At 57.0% G+C, this 19287-nt stretch carries 20 protein-coding genes; 13 read left to right on the forward strand and 7 right to left on the reverse strand.

What is annotated here, in order from left to right:
- Window positions 1–9 precede the first annotated feature (9 nt).
- Window positions 10–951, forward strand: a complete 942-nt coding sequence (gene fabY / locus ABLV64_RS14610) for a fatty acid biosynthesis protein FabY (protein WP_025999202.1) — start codon at window positions 10–12, stop codon at window positions 949–951.
- A gap of 11 nt (window positions 952–962) precedes the next feature.
- On the opposite strand, the gene ABLV64_RS14615 is transcribed toward fabY, so the two are convergent.
- The 5 genes from ABLV64_RS14615 to fdnG form a co-directional block, all read right to left on the reverse strand.
- Window positions 963–1880 (reverse strand): alpha/beta hydrolase, encoded by a 918-nt coding sequence (locus tag ABLV64_RS14615; protein WP_217325180.1) that lies wholly within the window; start codon window positions 1878–1880, stop codon window positions 963–965.
- Between the two features lie 324 nt (window positions 1881–2204).
- Window positions 2205–3134, reverse strand: a complete 930-nt coding sequence (fdhE, locus tag ABLV64_RS14620; protein ID WP_004203631.1) for a formate dehydrogenase accessory protein FdhE — start codon at window positions 3132–3134, stop codon at window positions 2205–2207.
- Window positions 3131–3766, reverse strand: coding sequence for a formate dehydrogenase cytochrome b556 subunit (fdoI, locus tag ABLV64_RS14625; protein WP_004203632.1), 636 nt, complete (start codon window positions 3764–3766; stop codon window positions 3131–3133). The genes fdhE and fdoI overlap by 4 nt, the downstream gene beginning before the upstream one ends.
- Window positions 3763–4665: a formate dehydrogenase subunit beta gene (gene fdxH / locus ABLV64_RS14630; RefSeq protein WP_002882822.1), complete on the reverse strand. Its 903-nt coding sequence runs from the start codon at window positions 4663–4665 to the stop codon at window positions 3763–3765. The genes fdoI and fdxH overlap by 4 nt, the downstream gene beginning before the upstream one ends.
- Window positions 4666–4677: 12 nt before the next feature.
- A complete protein-coding gene (gene fdnG / locus ABLV64_RS14635) occupies window positions 4678–7728 on the reverse strand; it encodes a formate dehydrogenase-N subunit alpha (protein ID WP_085956538.1) in 3051 nt (1016 codons plus the stop codon).
- 156 nt (window positions 7729–7884) lie between these two features.
- Between fdnG and fdhD the strand changes: the two genes are divergently transcribed.
- From fdhD to ABLV64_RS14680, 9 genes are all read left to right on the forward strand, one after another.
- The gene (gene fdhD / locus ABLV64_RS14640) at window positions 7885–8721 is read left to right on the forward strand and encodes a formate dehydrogenase accessory sulfurtransferase FdhD (RefSeq protein ID WP_017899836.1); all 837 of its coding nucleotides are present in this window, start codon (window positions 7885–7887) and stop codon (window positions 8719–8721) included.
- Between the two features lie 128 nt (window positions 8722–8849).
- Complete coding sequence (locus ABLV64_RS14645) at window positions 8850–9062, forward strand: YdgH/BhsA/McbA-like domain containing protein (RefSeq protein WP_004203637.1); 213 nt, start codon at window positions 8850–8852, stop codon at window positions 9060–9062.
- Between the two features lie 389 nt (window positions 9063–9451).
- Window positions 9452–10432, forward strand: a complete 981-nt coding sequence (locus tag ABLV64_RS14650) for a 6-phosphofructokinase (protein ID WP_004203638.1) — start codon at window positions 9452–9454, stop codon at window positions 10430–10432.
- Window positions 10433–10443: 11 nt separating this feature from the next.
- Window positions 10444–10758 (forward strand): PTS sugar transporter subunit IIB, encoded by a 315-nt coding sequence (locus ABLV64_RS14655; RefSeq protein WP_004203640.1) that lies wholly within the window; start codon window positions 10444–10446, stop codon window positions 10756–10758.
- A complete protein-coding gene (locus ABLV64_RS14660; protein WP_004203642.1) occupies window positions 10751–12118 on the forward strand; it encodes a PTS sugar transporter subunit IIC in 1368 nt (455 codons plus the stop codon). The genes ABLV64_RS14655 and ABLV64_RS14660 overlap by 8 nt, the downstream gene beginning before the upstream one ends.
- Complete coding sequence (locus ABLV64_RS14665; protein WP_049115286.1) at window positions 12105–12947, forward strand: class II fructose-bisphosphate aldolase; 843 nt, start codon at window positions 12105–12107, stop codon at window positions 12945–12947. The genes ABLV64_RS14660 and ABLV64_RS14665 overlap by 14 nt, the downstream gene beginning before the upstream one ends.
- A 59-nt stretch (window positions 12948–13006) precedes the next feature.
- Window positions 13007–13276, forward strand: coding sequence for a hypothetical protein (locus tag ABLV64_RS14670; protein WP_064183871.1), 270 nt, complete (start codon window positions 13007–13009; stop codon window positions 13274–13276).
- 9 nt (window positions 13277–13285) lie between these two features.
- Window positions 13286–13723 carry a PTS sugar transporter subunit IIA gene (locus tag ABLV64_RS14675; protein ID WP_004203645.1) on the forward strand — a complete coding sequence of 146 codons (438 nt, stop codon included), beginning with the start codon at window positions 13286–13288 and terminating at the stop codon, window positions 13721–13723.
- Window positions 13720–14313, forward strand: a complete 594-nt coding sequence (locus ABLV64_RS14680; protein ID WP_032455454.1) for an ATPase AAA — start codon at window positions 13720–13722, stop codon at window positions 14311–14313. The genes ABLV64_RS14675 and ABLV64_RS14680 overlap by 4 nt, the downstream gene beginning before the upstream one ends.
- Here the strand turns inward: ABLV64_RS14680 and ABLV64_RS14685 are convergent.
- Window positions 14310–14633 (reverse strand): AzlD domain-containing protein, encoded by a 324-nt coding sequence (locus ABLV64_RS14685; RefSeq protein ID WP_032455455.1) that lies wholly within the window; start codon window positions 14631–14633, stop codon window positions 14310–14312. The two genes, ABLV64_RS14680 and ABLV64_RS14685, sit on opposite strands and share 4 nt — an antisense overlap.
- Window positions 14633–15292, reverse strand: coding sequence for an AzlC family ABC transporter permease (locus tag ABLV64_RS14690; protein WP_032431168.1), 660 nt, complete (start codon window positions 15290–15292; stop codon window positions 14633–14635). Before ABLV64_RS14690 ends, ABLV64_RS14685 begins: the two co-directional genes overlap by 1 nt.
- Window positions 15293–15391: 99 nt before the next feature.
- On the opposite strand from ABLV64_RS14690, the gene ABLV64_RS14695 reads away from it, so the two are divergent.
- The 3 genes from ABLV64_RS14695 (at window position 15392) to ABLV64_RS14705 (ending at window position 19264) form a co-directional block, all read left to right on the forward strand.
- The gene (locus tag ABLV64_RS14695; RefSeq protein ID WP_002882865.1) at window positions 15392–15940 is read left to right on the forward strand and encodes a helix-turn-helix domain-containing protein; all 549 of its coding nucleotides are present in this window, start codon (window positions 15392–15394) and stop codon (window positions 15938–15940) included.
- A 90-nt stretch (window positions 15941–16030) separates the two neighbouring features.
- Window positions 16031–17026, forward strand: coding sequence for a substrate-binding domain-containing protein (locus tag ABLV64_RS14700; RefSeq protein ID WP_032455457.1), 996 nt, complete (start codon window positions 16031–16033; stop codon window positions 17024–17026).
- 114 nt (window positions 17027–17140) lie between these two features.
- Window positions 17141–19264: an alpha-galactosidase gene (locus ABLV64_RS14705; protein ID WP_004203653.1), complete on the forward strand. Its 2124-nt coding sequence runs from the start codon at window positions 17141–17143 to the stop codon at window positions 19262–19264.
- Window positions 19265–19287: the final 23 nt, after the last annotated feature.

The raw sequence follows: 19287 nt of genomic DNA on the forward strand, positions 1-19287 counted from the left end.
AGTACGACTATGTATCACCTTCGTGTACCGCAAACAGCAGAAGAGTTAGAGAGCTACTATCAGTTCCGCTGGGAAATGCTGCGTAAGCCGCTGCATCAGCCTAAGGGTTCGGAACGTGACGCCTGGGATGCGATGGCGCATCATCAGATGGTGGTGGATGAAGAGGGCAACCTGGTGGCTGTCGGCCGGCTATATATCAATGCAGAGAATGAAGCCTCCATTCGCTTTATGGCCGTTCATCCCTCGGTGCAGGATAAAGGGCTGGGTACGCTGATGGCGATGACCCTGGAGTCCGTCGCGCGTCAGGAAGGGGTTAAGCGGGTCACCTGTAGCGCTCGCGAAGATGCGGTGGAGTTTTTCGCCAAGCTCGGCTTTATCAATCAGGGGGAGATCACCACCCCGACCACCACGCCGATCCGTCATTTCCTGATGATTAAGCCGGTCGCATCGCTGGACGACATTCTCCACCGTGGCGACTGGTGCGCGCAACTACAGCAGGCGTGGTATCAGCATATCCCGCTGAGTGAAAAAATGGGCGTGCGCATCCAGCAGTACACCGGGCAGAAATTTATTACCACCATGCCGGAAGCGGGAAATCAGAATCCGCACCACACGCTGTTTGCCGGCAGTTTGTTCTCGCTCGCTACCTTAACCGGATGGGGGCTTATCTGGCTGATGCTGCGCGAGCGGCACCTGGGGGGCACCATCATTCTGGCGGATGCGCATATCCGCTACAGTCAGCCCATTAGCGGCCGCCCCAGCGCCATCGCCGACCTCGGTTCGCTGAGCGGCGATCTCGACCGTCTGGCGCGTGGGCGTAAAGCCCGCGTGCAAATGCAGGTGGAGCTTTTTGGCGACGATAAACAGGGCGCCGTTTTCGAGGGGATCTACATCGTGCTGCCGGCGAAGCCCTTTGGCTCTTACGAAGAGGGCGGCAACGAGGAAGAGTAAGCCGCGGGCGGTTATCGTCCTGGCGATGCTAAGCGCCAGGCGATATCCCGCATGGCATCTCGCGCGGCGCGGCTGATCCCACCCAGCTGAAAGAAGCCGTGGATCACCCCCAGATAGCGCTGACAGGAACTCTCCACCCCTTGCGCCATCAGCCTTCGATGCAGCGCTTCGCCCTCGTCGCGTAAAGGATCGAACTCCGCCGTCAGAATATGCACCGGCGGCAGACCGTGAAAATCGTCGCGCCAGAGTGGACTGGCATCCGGATGGTTCGCCGGCGTCGAGGCGAGGTACATTTCATAGCCGCTCAACAACGTGTCCCGGGTAATCACATAGTCAGCGCCGTTGCTGACGTAGCTCGCCATGCTGGCGGTGGGGTCGAGCATGGGATAAATCAGAATCAGTTGCGCGGGTTGCCACGCCGCATTCGCTTTCAGGCGCAGGGCCGTTACCAGAGCGAGGTGCCCGCCGGCGCTGTCGCCAGCCAGTGTGATGCGTGAGGCGTCAACGCCAAGCTGCTCCGCGTGCCGGTGGATGATCATGACACCTTGTTCTGCGTCATCGTGCGCCGCCGGAAAGGTATGCTCCGGCGCCAGGCGGTACTGCACGGCGATCACCCGGCAACCGCTGAACCAGGCTAGCTGGCGGAGCTGATTGTCGTGGGTGGCAAAGCCGCCGCTGACAAAACAGCCGCCGTGATAATACACAATGGTGGGTAGTAAGCCGTTGCTTTTTGGCGGCGAGACGGCGCGCAAGGTCATGCCATCGAGCGCGATGTCTTCAACCTGCACCCGCGTTTCTGTTTCCCCTGCGAGAACGGCGCTGGCGAGATAGCCGTTTCTCCGGTCATCAATACTCTGTTCTCGCGATGATGGCCGCCCCGCAGCAATAAACTCCTCAACCAGCGAAGCAATCCCTTTTTCCAACGTCATGGCAAGTCCCTTTTACTGGGTTAATATCCAGTGTTATAGCCTGGTTATTGCGAAAAAGATATACCGAATAAAGCCGCGATCGCATTGTGGAAAGCGGCTCGCAGAAGCGTATTTCTCAGCAAAGATCTGCTTTTTCTTCGTTTTTATCAGGTGTAATTTGCTCGTTATCCGGTGCGCCGTAATACCTTGTCCTTCTGAACAGCACCCTAAAAGTTGAACAATATCTGGAGAAGCAGAAACGGGCTAAGGAGAGCATTTCCGGCGTGTTCACACCGTATGAATGATAACGAGCGACCTGAGTCGCCCGTTATAGGAGCGCAGAACTTATTCCCCTTCGCCGGGGAACATGAACGGGTTAATTGAGCTTCTGGCGAAGCCTTCCTGCTCCATGCGGGCGTCGAGCACCAGGGATGCCAAATCGTCGGCGACGGCTTCGACTTTCGGATCCTTCTCCTGATACATAATCTTCAGGTAAGTTCCGCAGTCGCCACAGCTTTCGGCTTTCACCGCAGCCTGCTCGTTGTCCAGCGACCAGTAGTGCAGATCGCGGCTCTGTTCGCAGTTGCTACATTTGACGCGTACCACGTGCCACTCGGTTTCGCACAGATTGCAGTGCAGATAGCGTAGCCCCTGGGTGGTGCCGATCTGCACGATGCTGGAGACCGGCATCGAGCCGCACACCGGGCAGAACTGGCGCTGTTCGCCGTATTCAGCGCGCGCTTTCCCCGGGATCAGGCTGGCCATCTGCGCCCAGTAGAGCGACAGCGCGGCCCAGATGAACGGCGCTTTATCGCTGCTGACCGAGGCGAAGTCGGAAGCAAACAGCGCGCTGGCCATCTGCTCCAGCTCCTGCTCAGAGGCTTTTTCCAGATTTTCAATGACCGCCAGCGCTGGGCCGCTCATCTCCGGCTTCAGCTCGGCAATCAGCGAGTGCAGCAGCTTGTGCCAGTGTTTGTCGCGCGGCAGGACGTGGATATCCAGCGGCGGCTTGCCCTGTTCGCTGGCCGCTTTAATACGGGCGGTGAGATCCATCTGCAGCGGATGGTCGTACAGCACCACTTCCTGGGCATGGGCGATCAGCGCGGCAAAGCGCAGGTAATCGCCCAGCGGGTTATTGGCGGCCAGCTCGCGCAAACGTTCAGCGCGGCGGTTATACAGATTTTTCAGCCTGGGGAACAGTAGCGGCGGAATTGCTTCCGCCGTGCGTTTCTCGCTCGAACCCAGCTCGTCTTGCGGGATTATGCGAATACTCATTCAGATGACTTTTCCTGTTTCTGGCGGACCTCTCGGTACCAGCGCGGGTGATGTTTCTTCGCCCACGTACTGGTGACCCAGCCTTCCACCATCGCGGTAATGGTGCCTTTCACCCAGAGGGCGGCGTAGATATGCACCATGATAACCACAATTAACGCCACTGCGGCAAATGAATGCAGCATCAGCGCAAATCGGATCACCGGGATTGAGAAAGCCGGCGCAAAATACGGACGCCAGATGATCACACCGCTCACCAGCAGCAGTACCAGGAAGATAATCGCCGCCCAGAATACGCATTTCTGGCCGAAGTTATAGCGTCCGGTATCGCCCACCTCCTCGTTGACGACGATCTTACGAATATTCTTCGCCCAAAAGATATCATCCCGATTGATTAGGTTGTGGTGCCAGTAACGGAAAAACATGATGATGAACGACGCGAACATCACCACCCCGACGAACGGGTGGAGAATTCGCGCCAGCTGCGGCGTGCCGAGGATATGCATCAGCCAGTTAAAGGACGGGAAGAAAAAACCTAACCCGCTTACCGCCGCCAGGATGAAGCAGAAGGCGGTGACCCAGTGGTTGATGCGTTCCGGCGCCGTGTAGCGCACGATGGTGTCACGTCTTTTCATTTGCGCACCTCGTCTTTCTCTTCATGCAGGTTGTCCTCTTCCTCTTCCGCGCGGTTCGGACCGACGCCGACGTAGTGGAAGATACTGGCTGCGAAGGTCGCGGCGAAGCCGACGGCCGCCAGCGGTTTCCAGATGCCTTTCCAGAACTTGACGGTCTGGCTGATCTCCGGGTTTTCCGGCAGGCCGTGGTACAGATTCGGCTTATCGGCATGGTGCAGCACGTACATGACGTGGGTACCGCCGACGCCGGCCGGATCGTACAGGCCCGCATTGTCGTAACCGCGGGTTTTCAGTTCAGCTACGCGCTCGCCGGCCAGCGTTTTCATATCCTCTTTGGAGCCAAAGTGGATGGCGCCGGTCGGGCAGGTTTTCACGCAGGCCGGTTCCTGGCCGACGGTGACGCGGTCTACGCACAGGGTACATTTGTAGACGCGGTTGTCTTCCGGGTTCAGACGCGGCACATCGAACGGACAGCCGGCGATACAGTAACCGCAGCCGATGCACTGCTCGGACTGGAAATCGACGATGCCGTTGGCGTACTGAATGATCGCGCCTTCTGACGGGCAGGCCTTCAGGCAGCCCGGATCGGCGCAATGCATGCAGCCATCCTTGCGGATGAGCCATTCAAGCTTGTCGTTTTGCTCCACTTCCGAGAAGCGCATCACCGTCCATGACTTGGCGGTCAGGTCCGCCGGGTTGTCATACACCCCAACGTTGTGACCGACTTCATCACGAATATCGTTCCATTCGGAGCAGGCCACCTGACAGGCTTTGCAGCCGATACAGGTGGTGACGTCGATAAGCTTCGCCACCTCCTGCTGGTGGTCCCGCGCCTGAGGCGCGGGGGTGAAACCGTTAGTCGCGGAACGACGAATAATATCTTGCGATTGATAAGCCATAAGTCGTCTCCGTTACACCTTTTCCACGTTCACGAGGAAAGCTTTGAACTCCGGCGTCTGCGTGTTCGCATCACCGACGAACGGCGTCAGGGTATTGGCTATAAAGCCTTTTTTCGCCACGCCCTCATAGCCCCAGTGAATAGGAATGCCGATGGTATCGATATCCTTACCGTCAACTTTTAGCGTGCGAATACGTTTGGTCACCACCGCCTTGGCCTTGATGTAGCCGCGGTTGGAGGAGACCTTGACGGTATCGCCATGGCTGATGCCAAGCTTATTCGCCAGTTTTTCACCGATCTCCACAAACTGCTCCGGCTGCGCGATGGCGTTAAGCAGCGCGTGCTTGGTCCAGTAGTGGAAGTGTTCGGTCAGGCGGTAAGTGGTGCCGACGTACGGGAATTTCTCCGCTTTGCCCATCTGCTCGAGATCGCCTTTGAAGACGCGAGCGGCCGGGTTAGAGACCACGTTCGGGTGCAGCGGGTTAGTCCCGAGCGGCGTTTCAAACGGCTCGTAGTGTTCCGGGAACGGTCCTTCCGCCATCTTATCGATAGCGAACAGACGGCCCATCCCTTCCGGCTGCATGATAAACGGACCGACGTCGCTGCCAGGCGCGGCGGCGCTGTAGTCCGGAATATCCACGCCGCCCCATTTCGCGCCGTCCCACTTCAGCAACTGACGTTTAGGATCCCACGGTTTACCCTGTGGGTCCGCGGAGGCGCGGTTATACAGGATGCGGCGGTTGAGCGGCCATGCCCAGGCCCAGCCCAGCGTATTGCCCAGACCGGACGGATCGGCGTTATCGCGGCGCGCCATCTGGTTGCCTTCCGGTGTCCAGCTTCCGGCGAAGATCCAGCAGCCGCTGGAGGTCGTGCCGTCGTCGCGTAGCTGTGCGAAGGAGCTCAGCTGCTGCCCTTTCTTGACGATCACCGCGCCGGTCGCCGGGTCGGTAATATCCGCCAGCGCTTTACCGTTGCTTTCCATCGCCACTTCTTCCGACGCCGGCTCGTGTGGCGTGGAGTAATTCCACGTCATGTTGAGCACTGGCTCTGGCGCCGGGCCACCCTCTTCGGCATACATCTTACGCAGGCGCGTAAAGATACCGGCGAGGATTTCGCCATCGGTGACAGCGATCCCCGGGGCGTCCGCGCCTTTCCAGTGCCACTGCAGCCAGCGGCCGGAGTTGACGATAGACCCGTTCTCTTCGGCGAAGCAGGTGGACGGCAGACGGAACACTTCGGTCTGGATTTTCGACGGGTCAACATCGTTCGACTCACCGTGGTTTTGCCAGAAGGTGGACGTTTCGGTATTGAGCGGGTCGATGGTCACGAGGAACTTCAGCTTCGACAGGGAAGCGACGACCTTGTTTTTGTTCGGGAACGAGGCGACCGGGTTAAAGCCCTGGCAAATATAGCCATTCACTTTGCCCTGATTCATCATCTCGAAGTACTGCAGAACGTCGTAGCTCTTATCCCACTTCGGCAGCCAGTCAAAGCCCCAGCTGTTTTCTGCTGTCGCTTTATCGCCGAAGAAGGCTTTCATCATGGAGACGAAGAACTTCGGATAGTTGCCCCAGTAGTTGACCTGGTCTTTCAGCAGCGGCTTCGGCGTGTTAGCCGTCAGGTAGGTCTGCAGGTCGGCCTGTTTTTCGTTAGGCAGCGACATGTAGCCCGGCAGGCTGGTGGAGAGCAGGCCGAGGTCGGTCAGACCCTGGATATTGGAGTGGCCGCGCAGGGCGTTGACGCCGCCGCCCGCCATCCCCATGTTGCCCAGCAGCAGCTGGATCATCGCCATGGTGCGGATGTTCTGCGCGCCGATGGAGTGCTGGGTCCAGCCGAGAGCGTACAGGAACGACGCGGTCTTATCCGGCGCGCTGGTTTCAGCAATGTATTCACAGACTTTGAGGAAGTCGGCCTTCGGCGTACCACAGATGTTTTCGACCACATCCGGGGTATAACGGGAAACGTGCTGCTTCAGCAGGTTCCAGACGCAGCGCGGATGCTGCAGCGTAGTATCGCGTTTGGCGAAGCCGTTTTCGTCCAGCTCATAGTTCCAGCTGGTTTTGTCGTACTGGCGTTTTTCTGCGTTATAGCCGCTGAATAGCCCGTCGTCGAAGCTGTAGTCCTCACGCACGATCAGGCTGGCGTTGGTGTAGGCTTCGGTGTATTCGCGGTTGAATTTTTCGTTATTCAGCAGATACAGGATCACGCCCGACAGGAAGGTAATGTCGGTACCGGAACGAATCGGGGTATAGAAATCAGCCACCGACGCTGTACGCGTGAAGCGCGGATCGATAACGATGAGTTTGGCACCGTTATGGATTTTGGCTTCCATCGCCCAGCGGAATCCCACCGGATGCGCTTCAGCGGCGTTACCGCCCATCACCACGATCAGGTTGGCGTTCTTAATATCCACCCAGTGGTTGGTCATCGCACCGCGACCAAATGTTGGAGCAAGACTTGCTACCGTTGGTCCGTGTCAGACACGCGCCTGGTTATCCACCGCCAGCATCCCGAGGGCGCGGGTGAATTTTTGCGTTAAATAGCCGGTTTCGTTACTGGAGGCGGAGGCGCACAGCATCCCGGTGGTCAACCAGCGGTTGACGGTGGTGCCAGCGTCGTTTTGCGCGATAAAGTTGGCGTCGCGGTCCTCTTTCATCAGCTTGGCGATGCGATCGAACGCTTCGTCCCAGCTGATTTGCTGCCATTTATCGGAGCCTGGCGCGCGATATTCCGGGAATTTCAGGCGGCTTTCAGAATGGATAAAGTCCACCAGACCAGCCCCTTTCGGACAGAGCGCACCACGGTTGACCGGATGATCCGGATCGCCTTCGATATGGAAAATGGATGCTTTGGCGTTTTTCGCGCCGTCGCCGAGGCTATACATCAACAGCCCACAGCCGACAGAACAGTATGTGCAGGTGTTACGGGTTTCGCGCGTGCGCAGCAATTTGTACTGCCGTGTCTCCGCGAGCGCAGTCGCCGGGGCAAAGCCCAGCGCTGCTGCCGTGGTTCCCGCCATACCGCCAGCGCAGATCTTAAAGAACTGCCTTCTGCTGACCTGCATGGTTCGCTCCTTGTTTCGACATTGTCACATGTAGTTATTTGCTTTGCGGTGAGAGCCGCAAAGGTTCAGAATTAGGGCATATTTCCCTCATTCCTGAAGGGATAAAAACAGAATACCACATTGTGTGTATGCCTGTTCCAATACGGTTAAAGCAAAGTGAACAAGAAGCCTCTCGAACAAATCGAAAATGTGACGAATGTCACAGGATATCGCCAGGTCTCCCTCTGGAAGCGCGAGGATCTGCAACATCCTCAGCCAGATGAGTTAGCGGAAGAGGTACCGGTCGCGCTGGTCTACAACGGTATCTCCCACGTGGTGATGATGGCCACGCCGAAAGACCTGGAGCAGTTCGCCGTCGGCTTCTCCTTATCCGAAGGGATTATTGAGCATCGGCGGGAGATTTTCGGCATGGACGTGGTGTCGGTATGCAACGGCCTTGAGGTGCAGATTGAACTCTCCAGCCGGCGTTTTATGGGGCTCAAAGCCCGGCGTCGCGCGCTGGCCGGGCGCACCGGCTGCGGGGTCTGCGGCGTCGAGCAGCTCAATGATATTGGTAAGCCGGTTCAACCGCTGCCGTTCACTCAGACGTTCGATATCGCCAATCTCGACCAGGCCCTGGCGCATCTTAACGACTTTCAACCGGTCGGCCGACTCACCGGCTGTACCCACGCGGCCGCCTGGGTCCGGTCGACGGGCGAACTGGCGGGAGGTTTTGAAGACGTCGGCCGGCATGTGGCGCTGGATAAACTGCTGGGCCGGCGGGCGGAAATCGGTGAGGGCTGGCAGCAGGGCGCCGCGCTGGTCTCCAGCCGCGCCAGCTATGAAATGGTGCAGAAAGCCGCGATGTGCGGGGTCGAGATCCTGTTCGCGGTATCAGCAGCCACCACCTTAGCGGTGGAGGTCGCCGAGCGCTGCAACCTGACGCTGGTGGGCTTTTGCAAGCCGGGCAGGGCGACGATCTACACCCACCCGCAGCGTTTGATCGCGGGTTAAAAGTTAATCAGTAAATTTGAATAATGACAGCAAATCCTTCCGCTTTTTGTTTGGTGATGTGCGGGCTACTATTTAACACATCAAGGCACAACGCCTTATCTAAACAACTAAATGAAAGGGTTTATATCATGAAAAGCATCAAAACTTTTGTCGCAGTAATCGCTATGGCCGCCTCTTTTGCTTCCTTCGCCGCTGAAACCGTCACCGCTACCGCTGCAACGATGGACGGCGCGGAAGCGAAAATCGCCGCACAGGCCCAGGCAGCAGGCGCGTCGTCTTACAAAATTACCGAAGCGTTTACCGGCAACCGCGTGCATATGACTGCGGAACTGAACAAATAAGCGTAACGCTACTGTCGAAAGAGCGCCTCAGGGCGCTTTTTTTGTTTCCGTTTCGGCAAAAAACAGCCACTATTCCCCACCGCCGCGAAAAAAATGTGGCAGTACTCACGTTTCCGTTCTTTTCTTAACTCCCCATTATTACCGCCAATGAAACATCTTCACTGTTGAATATCTCGATATTTTAACGCTATGAAATATAAAGATATTAAAAAGGAAAAGCGATGAAGAACACGCTCTGTATGTGCGATCTTTGTCACAAAAATAAGCCCGCCGTTGTGACTGTCAACTATTCATGTACGTAATTTAATAAGCATTATGTGATCTCCATTGCAAATACAAGTCTTGCAGTCAGGGAAAAATGTCGTCAGGCAAATGAGCGAGGAGGCGTCATGAAAATTGGCATCGTTATTAGCGGCGGGGATGTTTCGGGAATGAATAATTTTATATTCCAGATTGCCAGGCAGGCTGATGCCGACATCACGCTGTTTAATGGCGGTATTCCTGGCCTGCTGGAGAAAAATCATCAGGATATCGCGTGGCGCGATCTGGTTGATTTCTCCATTACCGCGGTGCCGATCATTACCTCCGGACGAACCAGTCGCAAACTACAGCGCAGCGAATATGAAATGATTGCTAAAAAACTGAAATCGCTGCGTATTGACGTGCTTATTATGGCCGGGGGGGACGGCAGCCTGCAGTTTCTCAATACCCTAAGTGAATTTGATATTAATTGCTTTGGCGTGGGAATGACTATCGATAATGACGTGTATGGCAGTGATTATACGATTGGTTTTTCCACGGCCTGCGAGCAGATTATTAAAGAAGTCTCCCGTTTAAGAAATACCGGAAGAGCGCTGCCGGGGCGGGTTTTTATGGTTGAGATATTAGGAGGTTATTGTGGAGAATTAACGTTACAGTCCGCCATTAAATGCAATGCGGATATTGCCCTGATCCCGGAGGCGCAGATGCCGCTGGCCATGCTTGCGGAGCGGATTACCCGGAAGCTGAGCACGCAGAACAGCGTCGTTATCCTCTGCTCAGAAGGCTACACCAAAGAATACTCTCCCGGCTTTCAGGGAGCGATTGATACCATGATCAAACAGCTGGAACCGCAAATCGGCGTCCGAATCCGTAAAACGATTGTCGGTTATGGCCTACGCAGCGGTGACCCGACCTGTGAAGAGATTTATCAGGGCACCATTATGGCCAGTGAAGTGGTTCGCTGTATTCAGTCAGGTATGAAAAATAAAGCCATAATAATTAATTCCAGTAACAAACCTATTCCGATTGATTTAGTCAGTATGAAAAAACGTCTGGTCGATACTGAAGGACATCATTATAAACTTGCCAAGCAACTCAATATTATTTGAGGAGACCCTCCATGCTGAAAATTTTATGCGTATGTGGCTGCGGCCTCGGTTCAAGCTTTGCCATTGAAATGACGGCGAAGGCAGTTTTAAAAAAGCTGGAAATTCCCGCTCATATTGAACACACCACCGTATCCGAAGCCGGAGCCTTTAAATCGGATATGATTTTGACGCAAAAAACCTTTGCCGACATCTTAACCGCCGATGCCACTGAAGAGGAAATTAAACGCGTCGTGGTGCTCAATAAGCTTACGGATAAAGAGGAAATTGAAACCAAGATCGTCGCATTCTTAAAAGAACGTCATCTGAAGGTGGCTGATTATGAATAGCTTCGTTGCGTTTATCGTTAAGGATTTACTTGGCCAGGCATCCATTCTTATTGCTTTTATTGCCATGCTTGGCCTGATCCTGCAAAAGAAATCGCCGGGCAAAACCGCGGAAGGGACGTTTAAAACGCTGCTTGGCTTCTTAATTATGATGGCGGGGATCAACATCATTGTCGCCACGCTAACCTTTCTGAACGATATCTTCACCCAGGGATTTGGCATGAAAGGCTATATTACCGATGTGGCCGCCATCGCCGGGTTAGCGAATCGGGAATTAGGTTCGGAAGTGGCGCTGACGCTGCTGGTGATCTTTGCCGTCAATATTATTATCGCCCGTCTGACGCCGCTTAAATATATTTTCCTGACCGGCCAGGCGCTGCTGTGGATGGCGACGATCGGCGCCGTGATTGGCTATAAGTCCGGGCTCACCGGCGTACCGCTGATTTTAACCGGGGGCATCTTCGGCGGCGTGATGGCGGTGTTAATGCCGGCCCTGGCGCAGCCGGTGGTCAGGCGCATTACCGGATCTGACGACGTGGCCCTGGGGCACTTCTGTACCATCGGTTATCTGGTGCAGGCCGCCGTCGCAAAGGTCGTCGGCAAAGGCTCCCGCTCCACGGAAGATCTCGAGCTGCCTGATAACTTTAAGTTTCTGCAGGATACCTATCTGGCCATGGCGGTGGTGATGGTGCCGATGTATCTCATCCCGGCTATCGCGGCGGGCCCCCAGTACATCGCGCAGTTCTCCGGCGGGATTAACTACCTGATGTATGCCTTTATGCAGTCCATTCAGTTTGTCGCCGGGGTCTTTGTCCTCTATAGCGGCGTGCGTTTATTGCTCAATGAGCTGGTGCCGGCCTTTCGCGGTATCGCGATGCGTATTGTCCCGGATGCGAAGCCGGCTCTTGATTGCCCGGTACTGTTTCCTTATGCGCCGAATGCGGTGATTGTCGGATTTCTGGCGACGACCGTCGGCTCGATTATCGGCATGCTGGTTTTCCCGATGTTCGGTCTGGCGATGATCCTCCCCGGGCTGTTAACCAACTTTTTCGCCGGCGGCACGGCAGGGGTTTTTGGCAACGCGCTGGGCGGACGCCGCGGGGCGATGATCGGCGGGGTTATTCACGGCCTGTTTATCACGTTTCTGCCGGCCATTCTGGTACCCATGCTGGAGAGCTATGGCTTTACGGGCGTCACCTTCAGCGACTCTGACGTCATCAGCTCGGGTCTGGTATTAGGCCACGCCTTCCAGAATAACTGGCTCTTTGTCGCCTTATTTATTGTGTTTGTCGCCGCACTGGCATGGTTTGTCAACGGGAAATCCGCTAAGCCGAAAGGGGAAAATGTTCATGAGTCTGTATAATTTCAATGAGATTTTAAAAATTGCCCAAGCGAGAAATTTTAAAGCGATTGGCTCGTTTAACTTGCACTGTATTGAGATGCTGCCGGCGTTTTTCAAAGCCGCGCAAAACAGCAACAGCCCGTTAATGATCCAAATTTCAACCGGGACCGCGGAGTACCTCGGCTATCGTTTGCTGGTCGACGCCGTGCGTTCATTAGCGGACAGTGAAAATATTCCAGCCTGTCTGCATCTTGACCACTGCTCAGATATTAAGGCCATCGAGACGGCAATGAACGCGGGCTTTTCGTCGGTGATGTACGACGGCTCACATTTAAGCCTTGAGGAAAATATCGGTAATACGCGAATAGTGGTGGAGATGGCCCGCCCGCGCAATATTACGGTAGAAGGCGAACTGGGGGCGATCGGTGGGTCAGAGGATGGAAAAGCGGTGGCGGCGGAAGATATCTGTTTTACCACCGTCGAAGATGCGAAACGCTTTGTGGAGGAGACCCAGGTCGATATGCTGGCCGTCTCGGTGGGCACTGTGCATGGCCTCTACACCGGTAAAGCGCAGATACAGCACCAGCGGCTGAAACAGATTAGCGCGGCGACCGGCGTGCCGCTGGTGCTGCACGGCGGTACCGGCGTCAGCGATGAGGATATGCGGCTGGCCGTCACCGAAGGGATTAATAAAGTGAACGTCGGGACGGAAATGAACGTGCAGTGGGTTGACCGCTGTAAAACGACGTTTGAGAAAGGGAAAGTGAATGACAGCGTACGGAAATTCTTAATTCCCGCCAACCAGGCGGTCACTGAAGTCTTAATGGAAAAAATGGCGTTATTTAAATAACGTTTTCTCCGTCACTCTCTATTTCGTTGCCCTGTCTTCCGCCAGGGAGGGAACTTGCTATGTTTGAATCATTGAAAACGTTGTGGAAAAAAGAGCAAACCCCGCTGCAGGATTATGATCAACAGTCCCGTCAGTTGGCGGAGGAGATTGCCAGGCTGGAAGGCGAACTACAGCGCCAGCCTGGCAATAGCGAGGTGCAAAAAACATTGATGCTGACTTACAACCGGGCGCTATCCATATATGCCAAAAGCACCACCCACCGGCAGAATATTGATACGCTGTTTCTGCAGATTGATAATTTACGCAATATTATTCGCCGCAATATTTAGGAATACAGAATGACCATAAAAGAACTGCTTATTGAGGCCGATGCCATTCAGGTTGGCGTTGTGGAGTCCGACTGGCAGCGGGTAATAAAGCTGGCTGCCCGCCCGCTGGAGGCAAAAGGCTTTATTTCGACGGAATATAGCCAGGCGGTGATCGACAATACCCTGAACCATGGCGCCTATTACGTCTTCGATGAAGGTATTGCTATCCCCCATGCCCGACCCGAGTGCGGCGTCAGACGCAACTGCTTTAGCCTGGTGCTGCTGGAAAAGCCGATTCCCTTTGCGGACAGTGAAAAAGCCGACATTGTCATTATGTTTGGCGCCCGTGATAGCAATGCGCATATCGAGGAGGGGATCCGCTCCATCGTCGCGCTGCTGGATAACAATGACACGATGGCCAAACTGCGGATGGCCCGCAGCCGGGAGGAGGTTGTCGCATTACTATGAACAGACATCTGACCCCAGTCTGCAAAACGGCTATTTTAATCAACGGCATTCCGGCCTCGGGGAAGAGTACCATCACCCGTTTGCTGGCGGAGACCTTCAGCCTGCCGGTATTGACGATCGACGGCATCAAAGAGCCGTTTATGGCGCGTCTGGCCCCGGTCGACCGGCCAATGAATCGCCAGCTGGGCTGTGCGGCGTATGAGGTGATCTGGTCGATTGTCGCCGCGTCGCCTGCCAGTATGGTCTGGTTGATCGACGCCTGGTTCGGCTTTCAGCCCCGGGAGACCTTGCAAAAATTGCTGCGGCAGGCGGGCGTGGAGCAGGTGATTGAGATCTGGAACCATATCTCCCCCGAGCTGGCGGTCGCGCGCTATGCCTCGCGGCTGGCGACGCGGCCGCCGGGCCACCCCGGCGAAGAGTATCTGCCGGAGCTGGCCCAGCTGGCCGGGCGCGCGCAGCCCATGTCTTTAGGGCCCCTTTTGACGATAGACCAGCAGCGCCCGCTGGAGATAACGGCGGTTATTCACTGGCTCGAAGGCACAATTAGCGGACAACGCACCGGTTTGGCGAATTACGCCTACCCGTCCTAGGACATACCCGCCAGCCGCAGCAGCGCCGTCACCACCGCCGCGGCGATAATCACGCCGATCAGCGGCACCTTGCGCCAGGCGAGAAACACAGCGACAGCCACGCCCAGAACGCGCGCCATGCCGGCGAAATGCGGGCCTTCATAGAAAGTGGTGGCCAGGGCGACGGAAAAAAGCAGCACCGTCGCCGCATCGGAAAGCAGCGCCTGCGAGCGCTCGGAAAATGCCAGCCGATTACCAAGCTTCGCGCCGCCAAGACGCATCAGATAGGTTCCCAGCGACAGGATGGCGATACCGGCGATAAACAGCGTCATATTGCCCATTATTTTTTCCTCGACAGTAAACCAAACAACGAGAGCAGCACCGGCAGCCCGGTAGGCGCAAACGGCACGGCAGCAAGCGCCAGCGCGGCGCCGCTGACGGCGCGGATCAGCGTGGTACGGTTTTTAAAGGCCGGGATCACCAGCGCCAGCAGGATTGCCGGGAAGACCGCGTCAAGCCCGATGGTTTCCGGCGCCGGCAGCAGTTTGCCGACGGCGGCGCCGGTGAGCGTACCCAAAGGCCAGATCAGCGCTACGCCGGCGCCGCACAGCCAGTAGGCCGCTTTGCGCTGCGCGGGGGTGGGCTGCGACAAGCCAAAGACCACGCTCTCGTCGTTCATAATGTGGCACCCGATAAAGCTTAAGGCGCGCCGACCAACCAGTTCGCGCACGGTCACCCCGAAAGGGATATGGCGCGCGTTGACTAACAGGCCGGCGGCGGCGGCGGCCAGCGGGCTACCGCCGCTGGCGACAATACCGATAAACATAAATTCAGAGGCGCCCGCCAGCACGGACACCGAAAGTACGAGCGGCACCCATAAGGGAAAGCCGTAAGCCACCGCCAGCGACCCATAGGACATGCCTACCACCCCGACGGCGAGGCAAACTAAAACAATCGCTTTTATCGTGTCTCCGCTGAGACTGGAGAGAGTTTGTTTCATATCACTTAGCCATATCGAACGAATTTCCATTATAATGAACACATAATGATCGTTTTTCAAGGCGAACAAATCGTTCGATATAAAAAACAAGGGGCGGGTATGACACAGCCAATCAGCGTTATCGCCAAAAGTCTGGTGCGGGAGCGGGCGCGGACCGGGCTTTCGCTGGCGGAAGTCGCGCGTCGGGCGGGTATCGCAAAATCCACGCTATCGCAACTGGAGTCCGGCAACGGTAATCCGAGTCTGGAAACGCTGTGGTCGCTCTGCGTAGCGCTGGATATTCCATTTGCCAGGCTGCTTGAGCCGCAGGTGAACAAAACGCAGGTGATCCGTCGCGGCGAGGGGACAAAAGTGGTGGCGGAGCAGGCGAACTATCAGGCTATTTTGCTGGCCGCCTGTCCACCCGGCGCGCGTCGGGACATCTATTTGCTGCTCACCCAGCCCGGCGCCGACCGCATTTCGCATCCGCATCCGCCAGGCTCGGTGGAACATATTATCGTGACCCAGGGGCGGGCGCGGGTAGGGCTGACGTCGGCGCCGGAAGAGCTCGGCGAGGGCGACTATATCTGCTATCCGGCGGATCAGGAGCATGTGTTTCAGGCCCTGGAGCCGGATACGCAGGCCCTGCTGATCGCTGAGCAAAACTGACATCGCACCGGCGGGCGTCGCGCTCTCGCTGGACGCCATAGCCGTATTGCGGGACACTAGCCGCATTCTTCCGCGAAGACAGGCATACCTATGTCGCTGAAAGCCATTGCTAAAGAACTTGGGATCTCGGTAACGACCGTCAGCCGCGCGTTAAACGGCTATGATGATGTGTCGCAGGAGACCCGTGCTCGCGTGGAGGCTGAAGCGCAGCGTCGCGGATATCGGCCAAACACGTTCGCGCGTCGCCTGAAAATGGGCAAAATCGACGCCGTTGGCCTCGTTTTCCCCGTGCGCCCCGCGCCGCTGAATAACAACGTCTTTCTCGAAATGGTGGGAGAAATCAGCCACGAGCTGGCGCGCTATGAGATTGATTTACTGCTGATCGCCGATGATGAACAGGCCGATAAACACGGCTATATGCGCATGGTGCAGAGCCGTCGCGTCGATGCGTTGATCGTCGCGCATACCCTGGATGACGACCCGCGCCTGATTCAGCTGCTCTCTTCCGGCTTTCCTTTTCTCGCGCTGGGCCGTAGCCGCCTGCCGCAGCCCTACGCCTGGTTTGATTTCGATAACCAGGCGGGCACGTATCGCGCCACCCGTCATCTGATTAGCCAGGGGCACCGGCGCATCGCGCTGCTGAGCGAAAATAATAATCAGGCGTTTATTACCCAACGCCGCAACGGTTACCTGGAAGCGCTGCGCGAAGCGGGCCTGGCGGAAACCTGGCTGCGCAGCGTGCCGCCCACCCGCCGCGGCGGGTTTCAGACAACGATGGAGCTGCTGCGCTTGCCTGAACCGCCAACGGCGATTGTCACCGACTGCAATACCCATGGCGACGGCGCGGCGATGGCCCTGGCTCAGCTCGGACGTCTTACCGGCGCCGATCGCGTCTCACTGGTGGTCTACGACGGTTTGCCGCAGGATAGCATCATCGACACCCCGGTGGGCGCGGTGGTTCAATCCACCCGACAGGGGGTGGGCCGCCAGATAGCCACGATGGTCCGCCGCTTAATTGCCGGCGAAGATCTGACCTCGCTTCAGGTGCTCTGGCAGCCCGAATTCATTCCCGGCGAAACCGCCTGATAATTCTCTCCACAGATTAATTTCCTGAACTCGATCACGGATCCGAAACGTTTTGGTTGGCGTCCGAAACGTTTCGGATCAACAGTAAGACATTCCTTGATATGGAGATGTCTAATGTCAGATTCGATTATACGCCTGCAAAGCGCAACGGTTGACGTGGTGATCAAAGCCCGCCCTTTCGCCGAAATTATCTACTGGGGGCCGCATTTAAGCCACTTTTCGCCGCAGGATGCCGACAGCCTGACGCGACCGGTCGCCAATGGCCGCCTCGATGTCGATTCCCCGGTCACTTTAATGGCGGAACTGGGCCATGGTCTGTTTGGCGCGCCGGGCATTGAAGGCCATCGCCAGGGGCTGGATGCCTCGCCGATTTTCGCCACCAGCAAAGTGCGGCACGAGGGCCAGACGCTAACCCTGGTCAGCGAAGACCCGCATGCCGGCCTGCGTTTGTACAGCGAGATCGCATTGGATGCCAGCGGTGTGTTGAGCGTGCGCCATGGCGTGACCAATCTGCGCGTCAGCCCATGGCAGGTGGATCGCCTGGCGGTCACGCTGCCGGTCGCCGAACGCGCTCGTGAGGTAATGGCTTTCCATGGCCGCTGGATCCGCGAGTTTCAGCCTCACCGCCTGACCCTGGAGCACGACAGCTTTGTGCTGGAGAATCGCCGCGGGCGCACCTCTCACGAACATTTCCCGGCCCTGATCACCGGCAGCCACGCCTTTAGCGAGATGCAGGGTGAAGTCTGGGGCGTGCATCTGGCCTGGAGCGGTAATCATCGCCTGCGGGCGGAGGTGAAAACCGATGGCCGCCGCTATCTGCAGGCCGAGGCGCTCTATCTGCCGGGCGAAATGGCGCTGGCAGAAGGGGAAACCTTGTGGACGCCTTACCTGTATGCCAGCTACTCGGCGAACGGGCTGAACGGCATGAGCCAGCAGTTCCATCGTTATCTGCGCGAACGGATTATTCGCTTCCCGGGCAACAAGCCGCGCCCGGTGCATCTCAACACCTGGGAGGGGATCTATTTCGACCACGATCCGGACTACATCATGCGCATGGCGGATGAAGCGGCGGCCCTGGGCGTGGAGCGTTTTATCATTGACGACGGCTGGTTTAAAGGACGCAACGACGACTGGGCGGCGCTCGGCGACTGGTATCTCGATGAGAAAAAATACCCCCACGGCCTGACGCCGGTTATCAACCACGTGAAATCGCTGGGGATGGAGTTCGGTATCTGGGTGGAGCCTGAGATGATTAACCCGGATTCCGATCTGTATCGGGCACACCCTGATTGGGTGCTGGCGCTTCCGGGCTATACGCCGCTTCCCGGGCGTCATCAGTTTGTCCTGAACCTGAATATTCCGGAAGCCTTTGATTATCTGCTGGAGCGGATGAGCTGGCTGCTGGGCGAACACGCGGTGGACTACGTGAAATGGGATATGAACCGTGAGCTGGTGCAGCCGGGCCATAACGGCAAAGCCGCCGCCGATGCGCAGACTCGCCAGTTCTACCGCCTGCTGGATACGCTGGTGGCCCGCTTCCCGCATATTGAATTTGAATCCTGCTCCTCCGGCGGCGGTCGTATCGATTATGAAGTCCTCAAGCGCAGCCATCGCTTCTGGGCTTCTGACAACAATGACGCCCTTGAGCGCAACACCATCCAGCGCGGCATGAGCTACTTCTTCCCGCCGGAGGTGATGGGCGCGCATATCGGTAATCGCCACTGTCATGCCACCTTCCGCCAGCACAGTATCGCCTTCCGCGGCCTGACGGCGCTGTTCGGTCATATGGGGCTTGAGCTGGATCCAGTGAGCGCCGATGAAGAAGAGCGCGCCGGGTATAGGAAATACGCGGCTCTGCATAAGCAGTGGCGCGACGTGATCCATCACGGCGTGCAGTGGCGGATGGATATGCCGGACGCCACCACCCTTGCTCATGGCGTCGTCAGCCCGGATAAAGCGCAGGCGATTTTCCTCGTCAGCCAGCTGGCGATGCCGGACTACACCCTGATGGCGCCGCTGCGCCTGGCGGGGCTGGAGGCGAGCGCCCGCTATCAGGTGACGCTCCTCGATCATCCGAACATTCAGATCACCGGCGAGGGCGGCCACACCATGCGGAAGCTGCCGGCATGGATGACGACGCCGCAGACGGTGAGCGGTGAGTGGCTACAGCAGGCGGGGCTGGCGCTGCCCATCCTCGACCCGGAAAGCGCCATTCTGATTGGCCTGCAACGCGTGTGATGGTATCGGGCCGCGTCGCGGCC

Source organism: Klebsiella sp. JB_Kp031 (assembly GCF_040064295.1).
Taxonomy (GTDB): domain Bacteria; phylum Pseudomonadota; class Gammaproteobacteria; order Enterobacterales; family Enterobacteriaceae; genus Klebsiella; species Klebsiella quasipneumoniae.

What these genes read in the sequence shown, in the direction of transcription:
- ABLV64_RS14655 (WP_004203640.1), top strand. Translation starts at nt 10,444, where the DNA reads ATGCTGAAAATTTTATGCGTATGTGGCTGCGGCCTCGGTTCAAGCTTT.
- ABLV64_RS14670 (WP_064183871.1), top strand. Translation starts at nt 13,007, where the DNA reads ATGTTTGAATCATTGAAAACGTTGTGGAAAAAAGAGCAAACCCCGCTG.
- fdhE (WP_004203631.1), bottom strand. Translation starts at nt 3,134, where the DNA reads ATGAGTATTCGCATAATCCCGCAAGACGAGCTGGGTTCGAGCGAGAAA.
- ABLV64_RS14650 (WP_004203638.1), top strand. Translation starts at nt 9,452, where the DNA reads ATGAAAATTGGCATCGTTATTAGCGGCGGGGATGTTTCGGGAATGAAT.
- ABLV64_RS14665 (WP_049115286.1), top strand. Translation starts at nt 12,105, where the DNA reads ATGAGTCTGTATAATTTCAATGAGATTTTAAAAATTGCCCAAGCGAGA.
- ABLV64_RS14645 (WP_004203637.1), top strand. Translation starts at nt 8,850, where the DNA reads ATGAAAAGCATCAAAACTTTTGTCGCAGTAATCGCTATGGCCGCCTCT.
- fabY (WP_025999202.1), top strand. Translation starts at nt 10, where the DNA reads ATGTATCACCTTCGTGTACCGCAAACAGCAGAAGAGTTAGAGAGCTAC.
- ABLV64_RS14700 (WP_032455457.1), top strand. Translation starts at nt 16,031, where the DNA reads ATGTCGCTGAAAGCCATTGCTAAAGAACTTGGGATCTCGGTAACGACC.
- ABLV64_RS14660 (WP_004203642.1), top strand. Translation starts at nt 10,751, where the DNA reads ATGAATAGCTTCGTTGCGTTTATCGTTAAGGATTTACTTGGCCAGGCA.
- ABLV64_RS14695 (WP_002882865.1), top strand. Translation starts at nt 15,392, where the DNA reads ATGACACAGCCAATCAGCGTTATCGCCAAAAGTCTGGTGCGGGAGCGG.
- ABLV64_RS14675 (WP_004203645.1), top strand. Translation starts at nt 13,286, where the DNA reads ATGACCATAAAAGAACTGCTTATTGAGGCCGATGCCATTCAGGTTGGC.
- ABLV64_RS14680 (WP_032455454.1), top strand. Translation starts at nt 13,720, where the DNA reads ATGAACAGACATCTGACCCCAGTCTGCAAAACGGCTATTTTAATCAAC.
- fdoI (WP_004203632.1), bottom strand. Translation starts at nt 3,766, where the DNA reads ATGAAAAGACGTGACACCATCGTGCGCTACACGGCGCCGGAACGCATC.
- ABLV64_RS14690 (WP_032431168.1), bottom strand. Translation starts at nt 15,292, where the DNA reads ATGAAACAAACTCTCTCCAGTCTCAGCGGAGACACGATAAAAGCGATT.
- ABLV64_RS14705 (WP_004203653.1), top strand. Translation starts at nt 17,141, where the DNA reads ATGTCAGATTCGATTATACGCCTGCAAAGCGCAACGGTTGACGTGGTG.
- ABLV64_RS14615 (WP_217325180.1), bottom strand. Translation starts at nt 1,880, where the DNA reads ATGACGTTGGAAAAAGGGATTGCTTCGCTGGTTGAGGAGTTTATTGCT.
- fdxH (WP_002882822.1), bottom strand. Translation starts at nt 4,665, where the DNA reads ATGGCTTATCAATCGCAAGATATTATTCGTCGTTCCGCGACTAACGGT.
- ABLV64_RS14685 (WP_032455455.1), bottom strand. Translation starts at nt 14,633, where the DNA reads ATGGGCAATATGACGCTGTTTATCGCCGGTATCGCCATCCTGTCGCTG.